This window comes from Gordonia sp. SCSIO 19800 (genome assembly GCF_018132775.1).
GTDB classification, from domain to species: domain Bacteria; phylum Actinomycetota; class Actinomycetes; order Mycobacteriales; family Mycobacteriaceae; genus Gordonia; species Gordonia hongkongensis.
The window spans coordinates 1-22,070 of record NZ_JAGRQM010000032.1; the positions used below are offsets into that span (position 1 = coordinate 1).

A 22,070-nucleotide genomic window follows, 5' to 3' on the forward strand; every position below is an offset into this window, starting at 1 on the left:
GCGCTACATCGCCCGCGAAGTGTTCCGCGACCTCACCACTGACCTCGGAGCACTTGACAAGCTATAGGACCCTCTCGTCGCTGGCGCTCCTCGCACCTCAGGGAGCAATGGTTATGTCGTTCTTTCGGATGAGGGAGCAGGGGCGTGAGCGACAGCCACCGGGCTGACACCGGCCCGCTTGCCGTCCCGGACCGAGCCGACGACGATGGGCCGCATGCCCATCGAGGTCCGGCCCGCGACGATCTTCGACGACATCGCCACGATGGTCGGTCCGAAGAAACCGACGTCGAACGTCTGCTGGTGCCTGAGCTACCGCATCCCGAGCAAGCAGAACCAGGAGCTGGTCCGCGAGCAGCGCGGAGAGTTCGTGAAAGAGCTGTGCGACAGCGGCATTCCGCTGGGTGTGCTCGCCTACGACGACGCGGGCGAGGTCGTCGGCTGGGCGGCCGTCTCGCCGCGCGCGGACACGACCTTCGCCCGGAACCGGAAGATCCCCCACGTGGACGACCTGCCGGTGTGGTCGGTGTGGTGCATCCGGGTCCGCCCCGGTCATCGTAAGCAGGGGATCTCGCACGCACTGCTGGCCGGGGCCGTCGACTACGCGCGGTCGAACGGTGCGCCGGCGATCGAGGGCTACCCCGTCGACAATCAGGGCGCCAGAGTAGATCTGACGATGGCCTATGTCGGAACCCGCGGCCTGTTCGAGAAGGCCGGTTTCACCAAGGCGGCAGACACCTCGTCGGTCCTCGCCGGTTTCCCGCGCGTGCTCATGCGGTTGTCGCTGGACTGATCGAGACCACGATTCAGATCAGTTCCGCCAGTTCGGCGGTGGGTACGTGGATCCAACCCTCCCGCGCGGCGACCGGCCGGTCGGTGGCATCGGGCAAGATGGTCCGGCCGAGCTCGGCGGCACGCGCGATCAATGCGGTGATCACGGCGTCGAACGCGTCGTCGTCACGGGCCATGGTCTCGGCATGATCGCCGAGATCCAACCATGGCGCAGCTTCTTCGAATGCCACGACGAGTCCGGCGAGCACCGAAACGTTGGCGGCACGTTTGTATCCGCGCGAGGTCAGTCCCCATCGTTTGAGTGCCCCCGCGGGGTACGCCTCGACCGCCCACCCGTCGACGCGGTCGTCGACTCCCAGGTCCGAGAGCAGGCCGGCGCATCGGAACGCGACGTGCGCGATCTGGTCCGCCGACACGCTGAGCGGGCGACCGACGCCGGCGTCGACGATCCGCAGATCGGTGCGACGTAATGCAAGTGGTCGTCGACGGGCGATGTCGTCGAGTTCTCGCCCCTTCGGCAAGTCGTTGCGATGATGCGCGACGACGAAGTCGACGAACTCGTCAGGCCAGCCGAATGGGGAATCGATCCCGATGCGGGTCGCCCCCTCGACGAGGCGCCGGACGGCGGTGTCGTCCGCGCCCACGACGAGATCGGTGAGCACGGCCTTGTCGGCATCCCAATCGACGCATGCGACAGCAGTTTTCGCCGGCGATGCGGACAGGTCGATGCCGACCGTCCGCATCGCCGGGATCACGGTTCCGGGTCGAGTCAGAAGTTGCCCTCGAGGAACTCGGCATACGCGGGCAGATCGAGTTGCCCGTGGCCCGACAGTCCGATCACGACGACCTCGTCCTTGTCGCTGTCGGCGACGTGCGCGGCGCAGGCCGCGATCGCGTGTGTCGACTCGGGAGCCGGGACGATGCCCTGGGTCCGGGCGAACTGCACGCCCGCGGAGAACGCGTCGTGCTGGGAGATGGCAACGCCCTGCACCAGACCGAGCTCCACCGTGTGGCTCAGCGCGGGCGCCATGCCGTGGTAGCGCAGACCACCGGCATGGATCGGGTCGGGCACGAAATCCATACCGAGCGTGTGCATCTTGAGCAACGGGGTGAGTCCGGCGACGTCACCGTGGTCGTACCGATACTCCCCCTGCGTGATCGACGGGCACGCGGCGGGCTCGGCGGCGATGACGCGCGGATCCGAGCGGCCGTGCAGCTTCTCCCGCAGGAACGGGAACGACAACCCCGCGAGGTTCGAACCGCCTCCGGCACAACCGAACACGACGTCGGCACCACCCGGCTCCACCGCGTTGAGCTGGTCGACGGCCTCCTGCCCGATGACACTCTGGTGCAGCACCACGTGATTGAGCACGCTGCCCAGCGCGTAACGGGTGTCGGGGTTCGAGGCGGCGACCTCGACGGCCTCGCTGACGGCCATCCCCAGGCTGCCCGTGGTGTTCGGGTCCTTGGCGAGCATCGCGCGACCCGACTCGGTCAGCTCGGACGGACTGGGGTGGATGGTCCCGCCGTAGGTGCGGATGAGGAACCCCCGGTAGGGTTTCGAGCTGTACGACGCACGGACCTGCCACACTTCGACGTCGATGCCGAACTGCGCACCCGCGAACGCCAGTGCGCTCCCCCACTGACCGGCTCCGGTCTCCGTCGTCAGTTTGGTGACACCGTCGAGGCTGTTGTAGTACGCCTGCGCGACAGCCGAATTCGTCTTGTGGCTGCCGACCGGACTGACGCCCTCGTACTTCACGTAGATCCGCGCCCTGGTGTTGAGCGCCTCCTCGAAACGACGCGCGCGGATCAGCGGCGACGGCCGCCACATCCGGTAGATCTCGCGCACCGGTTCGGGGATCTCGATGTAGGGCTCGGTGGACACCTCTTGCGCGATGAGGCCGCTCGGGAACAACGCGGCGAGATCGCTCGGACCGACCGGTTCCTTGGTGCCCGGATGCAGGTGCGGCGGGATCGGCGTGTCGAGTTCGGCCGCGAGGTTGTACCAATGGGTCGGGACATCCACTGTGATCAGATCCGGATTACCGGTCTCGACATGCATCGTCATGGATCACCACTCTAATCCTCGGGCCGGTCCCCGCGTCCCGCGCCGACCGATCCCGTTGTCACGCCCGGGGCAGCCGGTACTCCTGCCGGGGCCGGCCGGTGGTGCCGTACTGGAGCGACATCGTCAACCGCCCGGCCGCCACGAGGTTCGCGAGGTGCCGCCGCGCGGTCGGTGCCGCGATGCCGATCTCCCGCGACACATCGTCGGCGAACAGCGGAGCGCCCTCGGCGAACAACGCCAGGATGCGCTGTTCGGTCGGCGAGCCACCCTCGGCCCGGTCCGCGGCGCGGGTGCCGAACCGCAGTGCCGACAGCGCTGCGTCGACGGCGTGCTGGTCGACGTTCTCGCCCGCCAGCATCCGCCGGTACTGGGCATAGCCGGCCAACCGACGGGCGAGGTCGGCGTCGTCGAAGGGTTTGATCAGGTAGGCGAGCGCACCGGCACGCATCGCGCTTCGTACCGCCGAGGCGTCGGTCTCGGCGCCGACGATGAAGCAGTCGCAGTCGAGTTCGGCGACCAGTTCGATGCCCGAGCCGTCCGGCAGGTAGACGTCGAGGAGTGCGAGATCGATGTCGGGATGTTCGGCGATCGCTTGACGTGCCGCACCGATGCTGCCCGCCCGGGCTCGCACCGAGAAGCCCCGGACGGCGTCGACGATCGCCGAGTGCAGAGCCGCGACCCGGAAGTCGTCGTCGACGATCAGGACGCCGAGGTCGTCGGTCATGGGGTCACTCCCGGTTCTTCGGTCTGGCTGTACGAGTCGTCTTCGGCCTCGTCCGTCGGCGCGAGCACGCCGGGCAGGCGGGCGACGAACACGGCCCCGCCCGGTTCGTCATCATCCGCGGAGCCGCGACCCCCCGCATCGGCGACCCACACGTCGCCGCCGACCCGGCGCGCGATCTGCCGGGCCAGGGCGAGTCCCATACCGCGGCCGCCGGGTACGTGCGCGCCCGATTTGGTCGTGACGCCCTCGGCGAAGACGTCGTCGGGGTCCTCGAAGGCGATGCCGGGTCCGGAGTCCCCGACGGTGACCAGGACCGTGTCGCCGTCGGCGATGACCTCGACCTCGACCTCACCGGGCTGTCCACCGTCCGGTCCGGACGCGGCGGCATCGATCCCGTTGTCGACGAGGTTGCCGACCACGGTGGTGACGACGACGGGTTCGGTGAGCACGCCCTGAATCCAGGTCTGGTCGCCGAGTCGCAGCACCACCCGGCGCTCGCGAGCCTGAGCCGCCTTCGCGTCGAGAAACGCGTGGAGGTGTGGTTCGCGCACATTGTCGAGTCCGGCGAGGAGCGCCCCTCCCGGTCCGGTTCCGGTGACCTCGTCCAGGTAGGCGAGCGCTTCGTCGGCGTGCCCGTGCCGGAGGAGGCCGGCGAGTACGTGCATCCGGTTGGCGGTTTCGTGGCGCTGTGCGCGTAGGGCGGTGCTCATCGACTTGATCGAATCCACCTCGCGGCTGAGTGCTTCGACGTCGGTGCGATCGATCACCGACAGGACCATGCCGAGGTCGCGACCGTCGGCCCGCACCCGATGGGAACTCACCAGGACCACCCGTTCGCCGACACCGGCGGCGAGGGGTTCGTCGGTCGGCGTCGCCAGGACCGTCGCCACCCGCGGGGTCAGGCCGAGGTCGCCGGCGGGGGTGCCGACCGGGGCGTCGATGTCGAGCAGCGCACGCGCCCGGTCGTTGACGACGCGCACGATGCCGTCGGCGTCGACGGCGAGCACCCCGTCGGCCATCGAGTGCAGCACGGCCCCCTGTTCCCGGACGAGCTCGGCCAGTTCGTCGGGCTCCAAACCCAGGGTGAGTCGGCGCCACCGACGGGCCAGCAGCACCGAACCCACCGCGCCGATACCCAGTGCCGCAAGCGCGAGGAGCGCGATCGCGACGATGTCGGTGCGGGTCTCGAAGCCCAGGCGTTCGGTGGAGACACCCACGCTCACGAACCCGACGACTGCGCCGTCGGCGTCCAGGACCGGGACCTTCGCGCGGACCGACTCGCCGAGGGTGCCCCGGTCGGTGTTCACCTCGTTCGATCCGGACAGCACCTTCGACGGGTCGGTGGAGACCGTCCTGGCCAGCTCCGTCACCTCGGGATGTGCCAGACGGATGCCGCGGTCGTTGCCGATGACGACGAACAGGGCTCCGGTCCGGGCTCGTACTGCCGCCGCCTGCCGCTGCAGCGGGCCGTCCACCAGGTCCGCCGCGTCCACCCGGTCACCGGGATGGGCGGCGACCTCGCTGCGGACCTCGGCGTCGGCGGCGACCGACTGCGCGATGGCGAGCGCGCGCTGCGCGTACTCGTCGCGCACCCGGTCGTCGGCTCCGGCGATGACCAGACCGAACCCGACCGCGAGGCTGACCGCTATCACCGCCAGCTGCAGGAGCAGCACCTGCGTCCGCAAACGCATGACGTCAGCCTAATGCTCGCTGTGGGGCAGGCACGCCGACGCGGCGATCCGTGGGGAACGGATCGCCGCGTGGAGTGTGGATCGGCATGCACCGGTTGGGCGGATCAGAACGGGATGGCCCCGACCAGGACCCCGACGGCGAGCATCACCAGCGAGACGACCGTGGCGCGCCACAGGACCTTCTTGTGGTGGTCGGCCAGGCTGACCCCGGCCAGTGCGACCAGCAGCAGGATCGCCGGGACCAGCGGGCTCTGCATGTGCACGGTCTGGCCGGTGATCGATGCCCGCGCCATCTCGGTGGGGTCGATGCCGTAGCGGGTCGCGGTCTCGGACAGGACCGGCAGCACCCCGTAGTAGAAGGCGTCGTTGCTCATCAGGAAGGTGAGGGGGATCGAGAGCACGCCGATCACGATGGCCATGTGGGGGCCCATCCAGTCGGGGATGCCGTCGGCCAGCCAGTGCGCGATGGCGTCGACCATCCCGGTGCCGTTGAACACGCCGGTGAGGACGGCGGCGGCGAGGACCATGGCGACCACCGACACGATGCTCGAGCTGTGCCGGGTGATGGCCTCCTGCTGCTGCTTGATGTGCGGGAAGTTGATGGCCAGGGCGATGCCGGCGAAGATCATGAACAGCACCGGGATGGCGACGATGTCGGCACCGAGGATGGCCAGGAGGGCCACGGTGAGTCCGGCATTCACCCAGAAGAGCTTGGGGCGCAGGGTTTCCCGATTGGGGTCGAGGACGCCCGAGAAGGATGCGTCGCGGTCGTCGTCATCGGCGCCCGCCACGGGGCGGCTGAGATCGTGACCGCCGGTGGGAGCGTCGTCGTAAGCGCCCGAGCCCGTTCCCGTCGAACCCGAACCGCGTGCCCGGCGACCCTTGGGCGGCAGGCCGGTTCCGCCACCGGCGCCGACCAGTACCTCTTCCTTCGGGGCGAGGATCGAATCCCGGATCTCCAGCTTGCCGATGCGCCGGCGTTCGAGCACACCGAGGTGATAGGCGAAGAGCAGCACGACGATCAGCGCCGCCGCCAGTGCGGGGACCATCGGGACGAAGACGTCGTTGGTGTCGATGTTCAGCGCACTGGCGGCGCGGGCGGTGGGGCCGCCCCACGGCAGGATGTTCATCGTGCCGTTGGTGAGTCCGGCGACGACCGTGAGGACGACCGGGCTGACGCCGAGCTTCAGGTACAGCGGCAGCAGTGCGGCGGTCGTGATGATGAAGGTCGTCGAACCGTCGCCGTCGAGGGACACGACGCCGGCGAGCACCGCGGTTCCGACCACCAGGCGCGCCGGGTCGTCGTGCACCGCGCGGACGACCGCCCGGACCACCGGGTCGAAGAGTCCGACGTCGATCATGATGCCGAAGAAGATGATCGCGAAGAACAGCATCGCCGCGGTGGGGGCGAGGTCTTTGATGCCGTCGGTGATCATGTCGCTGATGCCGAGGCCGGCACCGGCGAAGAGGCCGAAGGCGACCGGGACGAGGATCAGCGCCACCACGGGCGTCGCCCGCTTGGTGATGATCAGCACCATGAAGGTGGCGACCATCCCGAGGCCGAGGGCTACCAACATTGTCTTACTCGATTCTGCAGCGGATGTGAGGGCGACCACATCCGTGGTCACATCAGAAGTGTTGGGGGTCACCGGCATCACAGTCACGCTTGGGCGCATAAGTAGCGTTTCGCGCTTTTCGCGCTAGTCGGGCAGCATCGGTGCGTCGTCGCCGTGGTTGCGTCCGATGAGCACCGCGCGGGTGACCGAGTCGCGGCCGAACCGGTCCCGCAGCAGATCCATCGTCGCGTCGAGTTCTGCTCCAGTCGCTGTCGGCCCGCTCGCTCCGCTCCCGGCGCCGGCGTGATCGGTGTCGAACGGCAGGGTCAGCTGGATGCTGTCGTGGTCGTCGAGGTTGGTCAGCGACAACCCGACCAGGGTGCATCCCCGTTCGCGGATGATCGGCATCGCGTCCGCGAGGAGGCCGCGCGCCGACGCCATGATGAGGTCGGTGCGGTCGGTGGACTCCAGCAGGGTGCGGGACCGGGTGGCGCGGGTGAAGTCGTCGAAGCGCAACCGCAGAACGATTGTCCGACAGACCCGTTCGGCCGTTCGGAGTCGTTTGCCCAATCGTTCGACGATCGCGGTGATGGTCGCCTCGAGGTCGGCCTCGGACTTCGGGCGTCGGCCGAGCGCGCGTTGTGAACCGATCGAGCTGCGTCGTCTGCCGGTCTCCACCCGACGCGGGTCCTGGGCGAGTGACAGCGCGAAGAGGTGCCGTCCGGCACCCGACCCGACGATGCCGCGCAACGACCGCTCCCCGAGCGCCGCCAGCTGGCCCACGGTCTCGACTCCTGCGTCGTGCAGCTTGGCCTCGGTGACCGGACCGACCCCCCAGAGTCGACGGACCGGGAGCGGATGCAGGAAGTCGAGTTCGGTTCCCGGTTCGACGATGAGCAGGCCGTCCGGCTTGCCGACGGCGCTGGCGACCTTGGCGAGGAACTTGCTGCGCGCGCCGCCGACCGTGATGGGCAGGCCGACCTCCTCGCGGACGCGGCGTCGGATCGTCGCGGCGACGTCGTGCGGCGTACCGCTGATCCGACCGAGCCCCCCGACGTCGAGGAAGGCCTCGTCGACCGAGATCCCCTCGACCACCGGAGTGGTGTCGTGGAAGATGTCGAAGACCTCCCGACTCGCCTCCATGTAGGCCTCGAACCGCGGCCGGACGACGATCGCGTCGGGACAGAGTGCCCGCGCCTCGTGGCCCGGCATCGGCGATCGCACCCCGCGGGCCTTGGCCTCATAGCTCGCCGCGAGGACGACGCCGCCGCCCACCAGGACCGGGCGACCGCGGAGTGCGGGGTCATCACGTTGTTCGACCGAGGCATAGAACGAGTCGAGATCGGCATGCAGGATCGACGGATCCCGCCGTTCCCGCCGCTCGATGCGCATAGAACACATGTTCGCATGACGCTCGGACATGCACCAGCACGCCCGAGGCAACCGACGCGGGCTATGGGGCCATCGGCTTGGTGGGATCGCCGATGCCGGCCAGGCGGCGCACCGCGACCAGACCGTCGTCGCTGCCGGGCCAGTGGCGCCGGAGCGCATCTTGGCCGGCACGGCGGACGACCGAGCGCAGCGCCAACACCACGATGATCGCGTCGTCGGCGTAACCGAGGACAGGGATGAAGTCGGGAATCAGGTCGATGGGAAGCACCAAGTAGACCAAAAGCAGCACCAACCGGACGCGGACACCACGGGGGAGTTCTCGGTCAGCGGCCAGCCGTCGCAGCAGTACGACGGTGTCGGGCAGTAGACGAAGGAGGTCTTTGGCCCGCAAACCGGGTGGGCGAGCGACAAGGAGAACGATCACCAGGATCACCCACAGCAACAGCACCCCACCTGCGACGGAGATCCCGACGGCGACGAGGCGTTCCATCAGGACGGCTCCGTTCTCTCGGCGAAAGGTGAGACGTCCGCCACTCTATCGGGAACCGTTGTCAACACGTCTACGCTGAACCCATGCCAGGACCGAGCATCGCCGAGATCTTCAACTCGACCAGTCCCGATTTCGACCTGGTGACTCCCCTCGTCTGGGGTCCGGCGGGCGAGACCCTCGTTGCACGGGCACGGGTCGGGCTGGGCGATGAGGTTCTCGACATCTGTTCCGGCACCGGTGCCAGCGCGCTGGCCGCCGCGCGGGTCGTCGGACCCGACGGGCACGTCACGGCAGTCGACTTCGCCGCCGATTTGGTGGAGCGTGGCCGAACCAGCGCCTATGCGGCCGGTCTGCGCAACATCGACTTCCGGGTCGACGACGTGACCGCGCTTCCCGGCCGGGAGCGCGGCGAATACGACGTGATCACATGCGGTTTCGGCGTGTTCTTCCTGCCGGACATGGACGACTCGGTGCGCAATCTACTGCCCCTCCTGCGCCCACGTGGTCGTCTCGCCGTCGCGGTGTGGCATGACGACGCACTCCACGACTTCACCGGCGCCTACTTCGCCGAGGTCGCCCGCGTGACGAACACGCCGCCGCCACCCGGTCCGCGTGCCCCGTCCGACGGACCGCCCCACCCCATCACGCGGATCGACACCGAGGAGAAGATCGTCGGGTGGCTCGAATCGCTTGGTGCAGAGGAGGTGTCCGCATCGGTTCTCGACCTGCGCGTACCACGGACCGACGAGTTCTCCTGGTCGATGGTCCTCGGCAGCGGGTTGCGCGGCGCACTCGCCGACCTGGACGCCGACACCGTCGAGGAAGTACGGGTCGGGTTCCTACAGCGGTTGTCGGACGAGGGCATCACCGAAGTCGACTGCGACACACTGATTGCCGTGGGTGAACGACCGGCCGACTGACCTCGCGGCGCTTCCACCGCCGGGCGTCGACGGCTTCGCGCGATTCGGCTGCAGACGCCCAATCCGTGGTGTGCCCGCGGGTACAGTCGCATTCGCGCTACGCGATCCCGCGGTCAGGTGAAGCGGATCAGGCCCGGCACATCAGCCGGCGCGGTCCATCCGTCTCGCGCGAAGTCCGCCCAGATCCGTCGCAACGTGCGGCCGTCCTCGGCAGCCCGATCGGCGTCGTGTCCGGCCAGGATCGGGGCACCGGCCCAGATCTCCGGGGTTCCGAACAGCAACGGGATGTCGACGGTGTGCACGGCGCGCAGCGGGTGATCTGCTGCGCCCCAGTCGATGACGTACTGCGCGGCCTTTCCTCCGGCGCGTCGGTGGCGTCGGGCGAAGCGGTCGGCTGCCGACGTGTAGATGGCACGGGTGAGTTGCTGGACAAGACATTCGTACAGGCGGGTGCCGACCACCGGAACCGCGGGGAGCGACGACACCCCGTCGATCGCCGCGGTGAAGAACGCGGCCTCGCGGCTGCACCAGCCGATGAGGACCTCGACGTCCCGCGATCGACTCTCCCAGACCCCGTCCACCTCGTTCTCGGGTGGCAGCGGGTGGTGACCATACTGTGGCCCAAAGGACATGAAGGCCGGAAAGCCATGTTGCAGAACCGCTTTGAGTCCCATCATCGACTCCTGGACGGCCAGGACCTCGTCGACGGTCGCCGACGCCGACACGTGGTGCGACGCAGCGAACATGTCCGCATGCAACCGCTCGCGGCGTCGGGTGATGCCGAGCGGCGCACTCTGGATGATGGCGCGGCGGAACAGGCCCGTCACGCCGTCGGCCGCCATCAACTGTGCAACCGCGTCGCCGCCGGCTGACTCGCCGAAGACGGTGACGGCGTCGGGATCGCCGCCGAAGCACGCGATGTTCCGCTGAACCCAGCGCAGGGCCTCGATCATGTCGAGCAGGCCCAGGTTCGCCGGACGGTTGATGCCGTCGCCGAGGAACCCGAACAATCCCAGTCGGTAGGTCACCGACACGACGATCACCCGCTGCTCGGCGACCAGCGCCGCCGGATCGTGGCAGGGCGCGTCGGCGGCGCCGATGATGTAGGACCCGCCGTGAATCCAGACCATCACCGGGAGGGCCTCGTCGGGTCGACGCTCGACCGGCACAGTGACCGACACGTACTGGGCGCGCTCGTCGCCGACCATCTCGCCCAGCGCGGCATCGCCGAAGGTGTCGTGGACGATCCCCTCGCCATTGCGCTGGGGACAGGCGGGCGACCACGAGGTCGCATCGATCGGCTCGTCGGCCGGCGGTTGCGGGGACGGAACCTCGAAGCGCGCCGCCTGCGCATAGCGGATCCCGGTGGCGCGCACGACCTGTCCGTCGGTGCGAGCAATAATCGTCCCGGCCGGACACTCGAAGGTCGCGGTCGTCGTGGGTACCTCGGTCATGCGCGGGCTTCCTCCGCCGACGCCGACGGAGCCGGTTCGACCTGATACCGGATGAGCCGAGAACTGTTGAGCACCACGGCAACCGATGAGGCGTTGTGCAGCACGGCGGCGAGGACCGGCGAGAGCGCGCCGCCCGCACCGATCACCAGCCCCAGGGCGTTGACGGCGATCGACATCCCGTAGTTCTGGCGTATCACCTCGACGGTGTGCGAACCCAGATCCCGGATGTCGAGCAGCTTGCGCAGATCGTCCCCGGCCAGGGCGACGTCCGCGGTCTCGACCGCGACATCCGTGCCGGCCAACCCCATCGCGATGCCGATGTCCGCGGCGGCCAACGCGGGGGCGTCGTTCACACCGTCACCCACCACCGCGACCACGTGGCCGAGGGCCTGCAGCTCACGAACCACCGCGAGCTTGTCGTCAGGGGTGACCTCGGCGGCCCACCGCTCGATGCCGAGTTCGGCGGCGATGGTCGCCGCGGTGACCGGGTGATCGCCGGTGAGCATGGCGATCTCGGTGACCCCGTCGGCACGCAGCGCGTCGAGCACCTCACGCGCCTCGGGACGCAGCTCGTCGGACAGACTCACCAGACCGACGAGCCTGCCGTCGACGGCCAGCAGCAGCGGCGTCTCGCCCGCCTGCCGCAAGCGGTCCACCCAGCCGATGGCGTCGTCGGAGATCGCGACGCCGTGCCGGTCGAGGAGCGACGGATTACCCAGCAGGAGCACGCGCCCGTCTTCGGCACGGGTGCGCATGCCGAGTCCGACGATGACCTCGCATTCCGCATGCGTCGGGATCTCGATGCGACGTTCCTCCGTGGACCGGATGACCGCTTCGGCGAGCGGATGACGCGAATGGATCTCGGAGCTGGCCGCGTAGGCGAGGATCTGTTCGGGCTGCCAGTCGTCGGAGAAGGACACGACGTTGGTCACGACCGGGCGCCCGACGGTCAACGTGCCGGTCTTGTCGAACACCACCGCCGAGATCCGTCCCGAAGCCTCGAGATGCGATCCGCCCTTGATGAGGATTCCGCGTCGCGCGCCGTTCCCGATGGCGCCGCTGATCGCGGTCGGGGTGGACAGACCCACCGCACACGGACACGCGATCAGCAGCATCGTCATCGCACGACGGAGATCGCGCGTCACCAGCAGCGTCAGCGCCGACAACGCGAACGACGCGGGTACGAACCGCCGGGAGAAGTTCTCCCCGACCGTCTGGATGGGAGCGCGGTCGCGCTGAGCCTCCTCGACCCGGCCGACGATCCGACCGATCGAGGTGTCGTCGCCGACCGCGTGGGCCTCGATGACGATCCGGCCGGTGAGTACCACCGAGCCGGCCTGCACGCGGTCGCCGACGTGCTTGGTCACCGGGAGGTTCTCGCCGGTCAGCGCGGACTGGTCGACCACCGCCTCCCCGTCGACGACCACCCCGTCGACCGCCACCGCGACCTGCTCGTGCACGATCACCGCGTCCCCGACGTGGAGCGCGTCGATGGCCACCTGCACCTCGGTGCCGTCGGCGAGGCGGACCCACGCCGTGTCCTGGGTGCCGCGGAGGAGGTCGGCGATGGCGCGGCGGGTGCGTCGCAGGGTGAGGTCCTGGAGGAACTCACCGATGTTGAGCAACCACAACACGGTCAGCGCGACCACGTTCTCGCGCAGCAGCAAACTCGCAATCGTGGCAGCGGAGACCAGTGCGTCGGTGCCGGCCCGGCCGCCACGCAGCGAGCGGAGCGCGCCGCGGAGGAACGGGTAGCCGGAGAAGATGGTGACACCGGTGGCGACGGTGCGCGAGGCCGGACCGAGCAGCGGCGGACGGCGGAACCCGTAGCGCCGGAAACCCAGCAGGACCAGGGCTCCCGCGCCGATGCCCATCCGCAACAGGTCGGCATTGGTGACGTCGGCCGAATGCGGTGCGCGGTCAGGAAGATTCGCGGGGTCGGCGTAAGTGGCCGCCGCGATCGCATGATCGATGGCATCCCGGTCGGTGTCCGCCCGGAACCACACGACGACCGAGGCGGTCCGCGGATAGGCGTGCACGGCGCGCACACCCGTCACCCTGGCGACGCTCTCCTCGATGGCCACGGCACGGCGGTCGGCGACAGTGCGATCGGTGACCCGCAGCCACGGAACCGTCATACGCACCCGGCCCGCCGCCGACGACCGGACGACGATCTCGGTCGGTGGCAGCTCGGGAGAGTACGTCGGCGCGGACGTGCTCACGATTCAGTGATCGTGATCGTGGTCGTGGTCGTGAGCCACCGCTGTTCCCGGCGGTGTCGACTCCTCGCCCAGCCGTTCCTTCGCCTCGGCGACGATGTCGGCGGTGTTGAGTCGCACCGACTCGGCGACCTCCTCTGCCTTGCGGGTTCCACGGATACCCCACGTGGTCGCCACGACGGCTCCCTCACGCAGCGGGGCGCGTCGGGCGACGGTGCGTACGGCGTCGTAGGCGACGGCTCCGACGAAGCCGGTGGCGACCGTCGCGCCGGCCTTGGCGAGCAGTGCATGAAGTGCCATGTGGGGTCCTCGCTATCCGATGTGCTTGCACACGTGGTGACAGGACACCACGCTACAGGCGTACCGCGACTCACATGGTGCGGCCGCGGGTGCGGTTGTCGGACATGCGGACTCGCTAATGTGAGTGGCACCGTTCGGGTGCTTTTCGAACCCCGGTCGCCGGACCCTTCGTGACGCGCCCTCCGCAAGCTCCAAGCGCTCCGCAGGGAGCAGGACTGCCGCGCCCTCCGCAAGCTCCGAGCGCTCCTCCTGCCCACCGCAGCGCGCGGTCGGCGACCTTCGGATCACCGTAGGAGGAAACCGGATCGCCGATCGTGTCGAGGCTGCACGGTTCTGTGCTGTCCGTGACGCGGACCGGTTGTGAAGGCGGTCATGGCTCGGCGCCGTGTGCCCGCGCAACGTCTCTCAGTGTGGGGCGAGCGAGCCCCGCAGACTCCGCCGGACCGCGGCCCGGACGTCGGCGTCCGGGTCGTCGGCGGCGCCCTCGAGGATCCGCCGGACCACCGGATCGTCGCTCCACTCCGCGAGGGTGAGGGCGGCAGCCCGCCGGACGTCGTTGTGGACATCCGCGATCGCCTTCTCCAGCGCCGAGACCGTCGCCTCATCACGTGCGACCGCGAGCCCCCGCGCCGCACCGACGCGCACCTGCCATGCGGTCTCACGTAACGCGCGGACGAGGACCGGGCCGTCGACAGCGCCGTCACCCACGACCGCCATCGCGGAGAACGCCGCGGCCCGGACGAGGGGATCGCGGTCGGCTCCGAGTGTCCGGACGGCCTCCACACCACCGCCCCCGACCGTCGCCAGCCCGTCGGCCACCGCGATCCGGACCTCACGGTCGGGATCCGTTGCCAGGCCGGCGATCAGCTCGGACTCATCCCGTGACACCAGCGCGCGGATGGCCTCGATCCGGACGCGGTGGTCGGAATCCCCTGTGGCGGAGGCGAACAGGTCGACCCGATCGGCGCGCACGGCCCGCAGCAGGTCGACGACGGTCGCACGCACGACCGGGTCCGGGGACTCGGCGTGATTGGCGAGCGCGGACACGAACTCCGCGGTCGGATCGATGATCTCCACGAGTTCCCGCAGCCCCTGCGCTGCCGCTCCGCGGACCGGTGCCGCGGCGTCGGCCAACGCCCGGACCACGGCCATCTCGAACCCGTCCGGGGTGTTCTCGGTCAGCACCGCGATCGCGGTCCGGCGGACCGTCGGATCCGGGTCTGCCAGATAACCGGCGAGATCGGCGGCGTGGGTCACCGCGGTTCCGAGCAGTTCGACGATCCGCGGTGACGCCGTTGCCGTGGACTCGTCTTTCCGCGGGGTCTCGCGCACCGGGCTCTCGACACCGCGGTATCCCGGGCCCGTCGACACGACCGGTTGCTCGATCGCGATCACCGTGCGGTCGGCCGGCGGGATGTGGTCGAGCCCCTCGACATCGACCAGGAAAGGTTCGACCGGCCGACCGAGGAACTCCATCGTGCCGTCGGCGGCCTTGCGGACGTTCAGGTGGTAGCCCCACTCGTCGTCCCGGCGCTCGGGCAGATCGGCACGCTCGTGATAGAGACCCCAACGACTCTCGGTGCGCGTCAACGAACTCCGGGCCGCCAGTTCGGCGCAGTCGCGGATGAAGGACACCTCCGCACATCGCATCAGTTCGTGCGGGGTCCGCCCGCCCATCTGCTCGATCTCCGAGCGCATGCGCTCGAAGGTCTCGATGGCGATAGCGAGCTTGTTCGACGTCTTCGGCGGCGCCACATAGTCGTTGACGAATCGGCGCAGCTTGTACTCCACCTGTGGCTGGGGTGGGCCGTCGGGGTGGGTCAGCGGTCGGTAGATCAGCTCGTGGGCGGCGCGAAGCTGGTCCATCGGCAGTTCGGTGGGCGCGGCCAGGTCGCGGGCGGAGTCGCTGGCGTGCTGACCGGTGAGCTCGCCATAGACGAATGCGCCGATCATGTAGTTGTGCGGCACGCACGCGAGGTCGCCGGCCGCATACAGGCCGTCGACGGTGGTGCGTCCGTGCTCGTCGACCCAGACGCCGGACGCGGAATGTCCACTGCACAGACCGATCTCGGAGATGTGCATCTCGATGTCGTGGGTCCGGTAGTCGTGTCCGCGGTTGCTGTGGAACGTTCCCCGCGTGGGTCGTTCGGTGGTGTGCAGGATCGACTCGAGCGAATCCAGCGTCTCGTCGGGAAGGTGACTGACCTTGAGATAGATCGGGCCGCGCGCCGACTCGATCTCGGACTTCACCTCCGCCATCATGTCGCCCGACCAGTAGTCGGAATCGACGAACCGCTCGCCGTCGGCGTTCACCTGATACCCGCCGAACGGGTTCGCCACATACGCACACGCGGGGCCGTTGTAGTCCTTGATCAGCGGGTTGATCTGGAAGCACTCGATGCCGCTGAGCTCCGCGCCCGCGTGGTAGGCCATCGAGTAACCGTCGCCGGCGTTCGTCGGGTTCTCGTAGGTGCCGTAGAGGTATCCGGAGGCAGGCAGGCCCAGGCGACCGCACGGCCCGGTGGCGAGGATGACCGTCTTGGCCCCGATCTCGACGAACTCGCCTGTGCGCGTGTGCAACGCGGCCGCACCCACCGCGCGCCCGCCCGCGGTCAGGACCCGCACGGGCATCAGCCGGTTCTCGATGGTGATCTTCTCGCGCATGTCTCGCTTGCGCAGGACGCGGTACAGGGCCTTTTTCACGTCTTTGCCCTCGGGCATGGGCAGGACGTACGACCCCGACCGGTGCACCCGGCGGACCGCGTACTCGCCGTACTCGTCCTTCTCGAACTTCACGCCGTAGCGTTCCAGACGGCCGATCATCGCGAAGCCGCGAGTCGCCGTCTGATACACCGTCTTCTGGTTCACGATGCCGTCGTTGGCCCGAGTGATCTCCGCGACGTAATCCTCGGGGGTGGCCTTGCCGGGGATGACCGCGTTGTTCACGCCGTCCATCCCCATGGCGAGGGCCCCGGAGTGGCGAACATGCGCCTTGTCGAGCAGCAAGACCGACGCGCCGTTCTCGGCGGCGGTGAGAGCCGCCATCGTCCCGGCTGTCCCGCCGCCGATGACCAGCACGTCACAGTCGAGCCGACTCCGGTCGGCGATGTCTGGGATATCCACTGCCGGTTCACTTCTCCAATGCATCGAGGATGGTGCGGCGAAGCCGCCGGGTGGCGTCGTCCCCGCGGCGTTCCGGGTCGCGAGGGTGCGGGACGTCGACGGTGGCGCGGACGGTCTCGCCCGCACGGCCCAGTACGACGACCCGGTCGCCCAACAGCAGCGCCTCGTCGACGTCGTGGGTCACGAAGACCACGGTCGACGGGTGCGCCGACAGGGTCTGCAGCAGCAATCGCTGCATGGCGGTCCGCGTCTGCGCGTCGAGCGCCCCGAAGGGTTCGTCCATCAGAACCGCTCTCGGCGACCCGGCGAGGCCACGGGCGAGTTGCACGCGCTGACGCATGCCGCCGGACAACGACCTCGGCAGATGGTCGGCGAAACCGTCCAGGCCGATCTCGGTGATCCACTGCTCGGCCTGTTCCCGGCGGTGCCGCCGCGGGACGCCGCGCAATGTCAACGCCAGCAGAATGTTCCCGCGTACCGTCCGCCAGGGGTGCAGCGCATCGTCCTGGAACACCATGGCCCGATCCCGGGACGTCGTGACAACCGGGTCGCCGTCTGCCAGGATTCGACCGCCGCGGACCGGCAGGAGACCCGCGACGGCGCGGAGGATCGTGGACTTCCCGCACCCGGATGGTCCCGTCAGGACGACGATCTCGCCGGCGCCGACGACGAGGTCGAAACCGTCGATCACCGTCGAGTCCCCGTAACCGATCCGGATGTCCTCGAGATCGAGTCGCATCGCGGCGACCGAGTCCGCCGTCAATGCCGTTGTCGTGGGGGCCATCGTCGCTCCTGCCGTCGTCGGGGTCATCGTTGCTCCTGCCCTCGCGGCAGCCAGCGGGTGACCCGCCGACCGATCACCTCGATCAGCCCCGACGTCAGTGCGCCGAGCACGCCGATGGTCAGCATCCCGACGAACACCTGCGGGTAGTCGACCACCGTGTACGCCTGCCACGTGCGGTATCCGACCCCGAGCCGGCCGGAGATCATCTCGGCGGAGATGAGGCAGATCCAGGCGACACCGACCCCGACCGACAGTCCGCTGAACACACCCGGCGCGATGCCGGGCAGGATCACCCGGAGGACGACGTCTCGACGGGTGCCGCCCATCGTCCGCACCGAGTCCTCCCAGATCGTGGGCAGCGCCCGGACGGCATGGCGGGTCGCAACGAGGATGGGGAAGAACGCCGCCGCGAAGGTGATGAAGACCATGCCGGCCTCATCGGTCGGCAACACCAGGATCGCGACCGGTACCAGGGCGATCGCCGGGATCGGACGGAGCACCTCGGTGAGGGTGCCGACCGTGAGTCGCGCTGTCCCGGAGCGGCCGAGGGCGATTCCCACCGGGATGCCGACGCAGACCGCCAGCGCGAATCCCGTACCGATCCGGATCAGTGACTGGCCGAGATCCAGGTAGTACTGCTCGGTGCCGAGAGCTACCCAGAACGCCTGGCCGACGTCGGTGAGCGAGGGAATGGTGTCGAACCTGGCCCACAGAACCACATCGTGCGTGGTCAGCAGTTGCCAGACGACACCGGCCACCACCAGGACCAGTATCCGGACTCCCCAGTGCCAGTACCGGTTCGACCCGTCCGGGGTCCGGGCCGGCACCGAATCGGTGGCCGTGTCGTCGACGGCGACCGACCCGATCGTCGCGGTGGTCATGACGCGACCCCGGCGACTGCCTGCTCGTACGTCACGTCTACGGCACCGGGATGCGTCGCGCGGTACTGTCGCGCGCTGTCGGTCGTGGTGAACGCGACGTATCGGTCACCCTCCCGCAGCCACACCGCCTTGTCGGCGAACCAGCGGGTCCCGAGCTGCGGATCCGAGATGTAGGCGGCCCGGACTTCCTGCCCTTGTCGTCGAGCCTGTGCGACCGCGCGCAGCAAGCAGGTCGGATCCGCTGCGGGCTGGGTCCGCTCCTGTCCGCGCAACCAGAGCTCACCGGCGGTCGCCGGGTCGACCGCGACCCCGCAGATCGGGTCGTCACCACGAGTGGCGGAAGCATTGCCGCTGCGGCTCAGGGCTTCCGAGTAGTCGGCGCCGGCCGCGGCGAAGGTGTCCTGCAGCGGGCCCGGATCGACGAAGGTGTCCAGGTCGATCTCGTGGGGGAAGCTGCCGATGGACTTCAGGTAGGGGACGTCGTTGCGCAGCGCCTCGACGAGGTCCGACTTGATGGCCGGATTGAAGTCCGTTCCGCCCGGGCCGTTGTAGAGGTAGACGACCTCGGCCGGGAGACCGCTGTTCTCCGCGACGAGTTCGGCGGCGGCGAGCGGGTCGCGGGTCAGGGACTCGGTCGAATCGAGCTGCGCGCGCAGGAAGGCCTGGACCACGTCCGGGTTCTCCTGCGCGTAGGCAGATCTCGCGACGACGCCGTGCAGGGTCGGAACCCCGAGCTGGGCTCCGTCATAGAGCAACCGAGCCTTGTCCTGGAAGACCAGGAGTCCGGGCCAGGCCACGAACTGGGCCAGGGCATCCACCTTGCCCGACTCCAGCGCCGACGCGCCGACCTGCGGCTGTTGGTTCTGCACCTGCACCCCGGTGGTGGGGTCGATCCCGGCGCGGTCGAGGGCCTGCACGAGCGTCCCGTGACCGGCCGATCCGACGCTGGCCGAGATCGACTTGCCGCGTAGATCGGCGATCGTCGCTGCCGGTGAATTCTGGGGGACCACAACCATGTTCAGCGAACCCCGTGGGCTGGATCCCGTGACCGACAGCATCTCGGTGCGGGTCTTCTCCTCGGCACCGGCACGGGATCCGTTGATCAGCAACGGATAGTCACCCATCGACCCGATGTCGATCTTGCCCGCGATCATCCCGGTCGTGATCGGCGCGCCGGTGTCGAAGTCCTGCCACTCGACCGTGTACTCCTGGCCGGTCCGCTCGGTGACCTCGGCGAGCCGCTTCTCGAACTGACCTTCCGCGCGGAGCAGGGTCCCGGCGGTCACCGTGTTGATCGTCTTCGACTGATAACCGACGACGACCCGGATGGCGTCGGTATCACCGGTGTCCTCGAGCGAGCAGGCGGCACTGCCGAGGGCGACGGCGAGCGTGACGGTGATCGCCGCCAGTTGTCGGGATCGGAGACGTGTTCTCATCGGACGTCCTTTGGGCTGGGACCATGGGCATGGGTGATCGCCGCCGGTTGCGTTGCAGTACCGGCGTTGTGGGACAGAAGATTTCAGCGGAGCAGATAGGGCATGTTGACGGTGACCGCACCCGTCGGGCATCGGACCGCGCACGGCCCGCAGTACCAACACTCGTCGACGTGCATGAAGGCCTTGCCCGATTCCGGGTTGATCGCCAACGAGTCGAGAGGACAGACCTCGACGCAGAGGGTGCAGCCCTCGATGCACAGCGATTCGTCGATGGTGACCGGCACGTCGACGCGGTTGTTGACCTGACTCATGAGCCGGCCGTCTCGCGTCGGGCGGTGCTCCGCAGACAGACTCGGTCACTGCGCATCCGGATGTACTCGAGGTCGACGGGGCGGCTCTCGTGCGCGAGATGGGTCAGTCGTTCGAGCAGCAGCAGCGAGGTACCCGAACCGATCTCGAGATGCGCCGCCGAATGCGGGTCGGCGTCGACGGCCTCCACCGTCATCGTCGCGTGTCCGAGGGGTCCGCCGGCGATCTGCTCGAGAAGCGTGAACACGTCGTTGTTCTCGAGGTCGTGCTCGAGCAGCGGGATGCCGAGGTCCGGCACGAGATACGTGATGTCCAGGCTGATCGGCTCGTCGTCGAGGTAGCGCAGCCGTTCGATGTAGACGGCCTGCGCGTCGGCGAGTTGCAGCCGCCTCGCGACTGCGCGGGGGGCATCGACGAGGGTGGCGATCTTGACCGTGTTGCGCACCTCGCCGTGCATGCGGAATGTTTCTTTCAGTCCCTGCAGGGCATCGAGCCCATGATCGAGTTTGCGAGCCACCACATGGGTGCCGACCCGTGGCGCTCGCTCGATCAGTCGTTCCTCGGTGAGGATCGCGAGTGCATCGCGGATGGTGTTGCGGGAGACATTGAAGTCGGCGATGAGGGTGCGTTCATCGAGCGAATCGGCGAGGTCGCCGTCGTGGATCTGTCGCCGGAGCACGTCGGCGACCATACGGGCGTTGTCCGCCCGGAGCCGTCCGGCTGCTGTGGTCCTGAGCTGCATGGATGGCACGATAACGCGATCGCGCCGGCCCCGGAACGCCTGTGCGCGGCGCTGGTCGCGGGCCGGGGTGAATGCGCCACCGGCGGTACGCCGTGACCTGCGGCCCGTGCTCGGCCGCAGGTCATTGCGCCACCCTCGTGCGCCTCGGTCCGATTAGAATCACCGCGCTCACAATGCGGTGTCGGCCCCCCGGGTCAGCGCGGTTGCGTCGCGTCGACCGCTCGCAGCACCGTCCGCGAGACCGCGTCGGGGCGCGACACCAACGACGCGTGCGAGGCGTTGACCTCAGCGGTGCGCCCGGGTGCGGCTCGCCCGGCCAGGAAGCGCTGCAGCGCCGGGGGGATCACCTGATCCTGCTGCGAGACGAGGTACCAACTCGGAACCTTTGCCCACGACGGCGGTCCGGACGGTTCCAGGTTGGCGCGCAGTGCCGCGGACTTCTGGTGGGCGAACATGTCCGCGGCGACCGCGGGCGACACGTCCTGCGCGAAGATCTCCCGGAAGTACGGGCGCGCGATGTAACCGTCGACGTTGCGTCCGGCCACGCCGGTCGGGTCGTTCTCGACCACCGTCAGCTGCAGGGCCGGCGGAAGGAGCCGGCTACCGGGATAGGTGATCGGGTTCAGCAGCCCCTGGACGAACTCGCCCGTGGTCGGCGCGAAGGCGGCGATGTAGACGTTGGCACGGACGTCGGGGTCCTGGGTGTTGGTGATGACGAAGCCGCCGTAGGAGTGACCGACGAGGACGATCGGTCCGTCGATCGTCGCCAGCTTCTTTTCGAGCTGCTCGGAGTCGTAGGCCGGGGACCGGAGCGGATTGTCGAAGGTCTGGACCGCCAGTCCCCGGCTGCGCAGATCCTGCGCGACGTCGCGCCAGCCCGACGAATCCGCGAACGCCCCGTGCACCAGGACGACGGTCGGTGCCGACGGCTGGGCGTGGGCGGGGGCCACCGACAGGCCGACGGCCGCGGCCATCAGCGTCGAGACGAGCACTGCCCGTCCGGCCAGTTTCCGGACTGCGATTCTGGGGTTCATACCGACGGCCTTTCCAGGGGAGAACGGGGTCGAGCTGGACCTTAACCACTCCGGCGGGCACCGATCTGGTCACGAGCGCACGGTTCTGTGCTGTCCGCGCACGATCTGGTGACGCCGTCGCCGGGCATCGGGTGTTCCGACCGCTCGACGCCGAG

At 68.9% G+C, this 22,070-nt stretch carries 19 protein-coding genes; 2 read left to right on the top strand and 17 right to left on the bottom strand.

Annotation, left to right across the window (positions count from 1 at the left end):
• Positions 1 to 214 precede the first annotated feature (214 nt).
• Positions 215 to 790 carry a GNAT family N-acetyltransferase gene (locus KB201_RS22890; protein WP_205333610.1) on the top strand — a complete coding sequence of 192 codons (576 nt, stop codon included), beginning with the start codon at positions 215 to 217 and terminating at the stop codon, positions 788 to 790.
• A gap of 13 nt (positions 791 to 803) precedes the next feature.
• Here KB201_RS22890 and KB201_RS22895 read toward each other — a convergent pair whose 3' ends face one another.
• From KB201_RS22895 to KB201_RS22925, 7 genes are all read right to left on the bottom strand, one after another.
• On the bottom strand, positions 804 to 1,532 hold the full coding sequence (locus KB201_RS22895) for a DUF429 domain-containing protein (protein WP_205333633.1): 729 nt from the start codon (positions 1,530 to 1,532) through the stop codon (positions 804 to 806).
• 26 nt (positions 1,533 to 1,558) lie between these two features.
• Complete coding sequence (locus KB201_RS22900) at positions 1,559 to 2,860, bottom strand: TrpB-like pyridoxal phosphate-dependent enzyme (protein WP_068971355.1); 1,302 nt, start codon at positions 2,858 to 2,860, stop codon at positions 1,559 to 1,561.
• Between the two features lie 58 nt (positions 2,861 to 2,918).
• Positions 2,919 to 3,584 carry a response regulator gene (locus tag KB201_RS22905; protein ID WP_068971354.1) on the bottom strand — a complete coding sequence of 222 codons (666 nt, stop codon included), beginning with the start codon at positions 3,582 to 3,584 and terminating at the stop codon, positions 2,919 to 2,921.
• Positions 3,581 to 5,275 carry a sensor histidine kinase gene (locus KB201_RS22910; protein ID WP_211540610.1) on the bottom strand — a complete coding sequence of 565 codons (1,695 nt, stop codon included), beginning with the start codon at positions 5,273 to 5,275 and terminating at the stop codon, positions 3,581 to 3,583. Before KB201_RS22910 ends, KB201_RS22905 begins: the two co-directional genes overlap by 4 nt.
• 104 nt (positions 5,276 to 5,379) lie before the next feature.
• Complete coding sequence (locus KB201_RS22915) at positions 5,380 to 6,852, bottom strand: CitMHS family transporter (protein ID WP_211540612.1); 1,473 nt, start codon at positions 6,850 to 6,852, stop codon at positions 5,380 to 5,382.
• Positions 6,853 to 6,975: 123 nt separating this feature from the next.
• Positions 6,976 to 8,223, bottom strand: a complete 1,248-nt coding sequence (dinB, locus tag KB201_RS22920; RefSeq protein ID WP_211540614.1) for a DNA polymerase IV — start codon at positions 8,221 to 8,223, stop codon at positions 6,976 to 6,978.
• Positions 8,224 to 8,284: 61 nt separating this feature from the next.
• Complete coding sequence (locus tag KB201_RS22925) at positions 8,285 to 8,713, bottom strand: YkvA family protein (RefSeq protein ID WP_211540616.1); 429 nt, start codon at positions 8,711 to 8,713, stop codon at positions 8,285 to 8,287.
• An 83-nt stretch (positions 8,714 to 8,796) separates the two neighbouring features.
• Between KB201_RS22925 and KB201_RS22930 the strand changes: the two genes are divergently transcribed.
• The gene (locus KB201_RS22930; RefSeq protein ID WP_211540617.1) at positions 8,797 to 9,633 is read left to right on the top strand and encodes a class I SAM-dependent methyltransferase; all 837 of its coding nucleotides are present in this window, start codon (positions 8,797 to 8,799) and stop codon (positions 9,631 to 9,633) included.
• A 113-nt stretch (positions 9,634 to 9,746) separates the two neighbouring features.
• Here the strand turns inward: KB201_RS22930 and KB201_RS22935 are convergent, their stop codons facing one another.
• The 10 genes from KB201_RS22935 to KB201_RS22980 all read right to left on the bottom strand — a co-directional run bounded on the left by KB201_RS22935 (position 9,747) and on the right by KB201_RS22980 (position 21,915).
• On the bottom strand, positions 9,747 to 11,087 hold the full coding sequence (locus KB201_RS22935; RefSeq protein ID WP_211540618.1) for a carboxylesterase family protein: 1,341 nt from the start codon (positions 11,085 to 11,087) through the stop codon (positions 9,747 to 9,749).
• A complete protein-coding gene (locus tag KB201_RS22940; protein ID WP_211540635.1) occupies positions 11,084 to 13,225 on the bottom strand; it encodes a cation-translocating P-type ATPase in 2,142 nt (713 codons plus the stop codon). Before KB201_RS22940 ends, KB201_RS22935 begins: the two co-directional genes overlap by 4 nt.
• An 87-nt stretch (positions 13,226 to 13,312) precedes the next feature.
• Entirely contained in the window at positions 13,313 to 13,606 is a 294-nt protein-coding gene (locus tag KB201_RS22945; protein WP_211540619.1) for a DUF1490 family protein, read from the bottom strand.
• A gap of 405 nt (positions 13,607 to 14,011) precedes the next feature.
• Positions 14,012 to 16,729, bottom strand: a complete 2,718-nt coding sequence (locus KB201_RS22950; protein ID WP_211540620.1) for a fumarate reductase/succinate dehydrogenase flavoprotein subunit — start codon at positions 16,727 to 16,729, stop codon at positions 14,012 to 14,014.
• 7 nt (positions 16,730 to 16,736) lie between these two features.
• Entirely contained in the window at positions 16,737 to 17,513 is a 777-nt protein-coding gene (locus tag KB201_RS22955) for an ABC transporter ATP-binding protein (RefSeq protein ID WP_249146372.1), read from the bottom strand.
• Between the two features lie 23 nt (positions 17,514 to 17,536).
• Positions 17,537 to 18,394, bottom strand: a complete 858-nt coding sequence (locus tag KB201_RS22960; protein ID WP_211540621.1) for an ABC transporter permease — start codon at positions 18,392 to 18,394, stop codon at positions 17,537 to 17,539.
• Entirely contained in the window at positions 18,391 to 19,830 is a 1,440-nt protein-coding gene (locus KB201_RS22965) for an ABC transporter substrate-binding protein (protein WP_211540623.1), read from the bottom strand. Before KB201_RS22965 ends, KB201_RS22960 begins: the two co-directional genes overlap by 4 nt.
• A gap of 83 nt (positions 19,831 to 19,913) precedes the next feature.
• Complete coding sequence (locus tag KB201_RS22970) at positions 19,914 to 20,141, bottom strand: ferredoxin family protein (RefSeq protein ID WP_010843879.1); 228 nt, start codon at positions 20,139 to 20,141, stop codon at positions 19,914 to 19,916.
• A complete protein-coding gene (locus tag KB201_RS22975) occupies positions 20,138 to 20,830 on the bottom strand; it encodes a GntR family transcriptional regulator (protein WP_307848122.1) in 693 nt (230 codons plus the stop codon). Before KB201_RS22975 ends, KB201_RS22970 begins: the two co-directional genes overlap by 4 nt.
• A 245-nt stretch (positions 20,831 to 21,075) precedes the next feature.
• Positions 21,076 to 21,915: an alpha/beta fold hydrolase gene (locus KB201_RS22980; RefSeq protein ID WP_211540625.1), complete on the bottom strand. Its 840-nt coding sequence runs from the start codon at positions 21,913 to 21,915 to the stop codon at positions 21,076 to 21,078.
• Positions 21,916 to 22,070 lie beyond the last annotated feature (155 nt).

Bases quoted from the DNA above. Each gene is read 5' to 3' on its own strand.
- KB201_RS22955 (WP_249146372.1), bottom strand. From the start codon at position 17,513: ATGGCCCCCACGACAACGGCATTGACGGCGGACTCGGTCGCCGCGATG.
- KB201_RS22890 (WP_205333610.1), top strand. From the start codon at position 215: ATGCCCATCGAGGTCCGGCCCGCGACGATCTTCGACGACATCGCCACG.
- KB201_RS22930 (WP_211540617.1), top strand. From the start codon at position 8,797: ATGCCAGGACCGAGCATCGCCGAGATCTTCAACTCGACCAGTCCCGAT.
- KB201_RS22910 (WP_211540610.1), bottom strand. From the start codon at position 5,275: ATGCGTTTGCGGACGCAGGTGCTGCTCCTGCAGCTGGCGGTGATAGCG.
- KB201_RS22965 (WP_211540623.1), bottom strand. From the start codon at position 19,830: ATGAGAACACGTCTCCGATCCCGACAACTGGCGGCGATCACCGTCACG.
- KB201_RS22895 (WP_205333633.1), bottom strand. From the start codon at position 1,532: ATGCGGACGGTCGGCATCGACCTGTCCGCATCGCCGGCGAAAACTGCT.
- KB201_RS22900 (WP_068971355.1), bottom strand. From the start codon at position 2,860: ATGACGATGCATGTCGAGACCGGTAATCCGGATCTGATCACAGTGGAT.
- KB201_RS22975 (WP_307848122.1), bottom strand. From the start codon at position 20,830: ATGGTCGCCGACGTGCTCCGGCGACAGATCCACGACGGCGACCTCGCC.
- KB201_RS22905 (WP_068971354.1), bottom strand. From the start codon at position 3,584: ATGACCGACGACCTCGGCGTCCTGATCGTCGACGACGACTTCCGGGTC.
- KB201_RS22970 (WP_010843879.1), bottom strand. From the start codon at position 20,141: ATGAGTCAGGTCAACAACCGCGTCGACGTGCCGGTCACCATCGACGAA.
- KB201_RS22915 (WP_211540612.1), bottom strand. From the start codon at position 6,852: ATGTTGGTAGCCCTCGGCCTCGGGATGGTCGCCACCTTCATGGTGCTG.
- dinB (WP_211540614.1), bottom strand. From the start codon at position 8,223: ATGCGCATCGAGCGGCGGGAACGGCGGGATCCGTCGATCCTGCATGCC.
- KB201_RS22935 (WP_211540618.1), bottom strand. From the start codon at position 11,087: ATGACCGAGGTACCCACGACGACCGCGACCTTCGAGTGTCCGGCCGGG.
- KB201_RS22960 (WP_211540621.1), bottom strand. From the start codon at position 18,394: ATGACCACCGCGACGATCGGGTCGGTCGCCGTCGACGACACGGCCACC.
- KB201_RS22940 (WP_211540635.1), bottom strand. From the start codon at position 13,225: ATGACGGTTCCGTGGCTGCGGGTCACCGATCGCACTGTCGCCGACCGC.
- KB201_RS22925 (WP_211540616.1), bottom strand. From the start codon at position 8,713: ATGGAACGCCTCGTCGCCGTCGGGATCTCCGTCGCAGGTGGGGTGCTG.
- KB201_RS22945 (WP_211540619.1), bottom strand. From the start codon at position 13,606: ATGGCACTTCATGCACTGCTCGCCAAGGCCGGCGCGACGGTCGCCACC.
- KB201_RS22980 (WP_211540625.1), bottom strand. From the start codon at position 21,915: ATGAACCCCAGAATCGCAGTCCGGAAACTGGCCGGACGGGCAGTGCTC.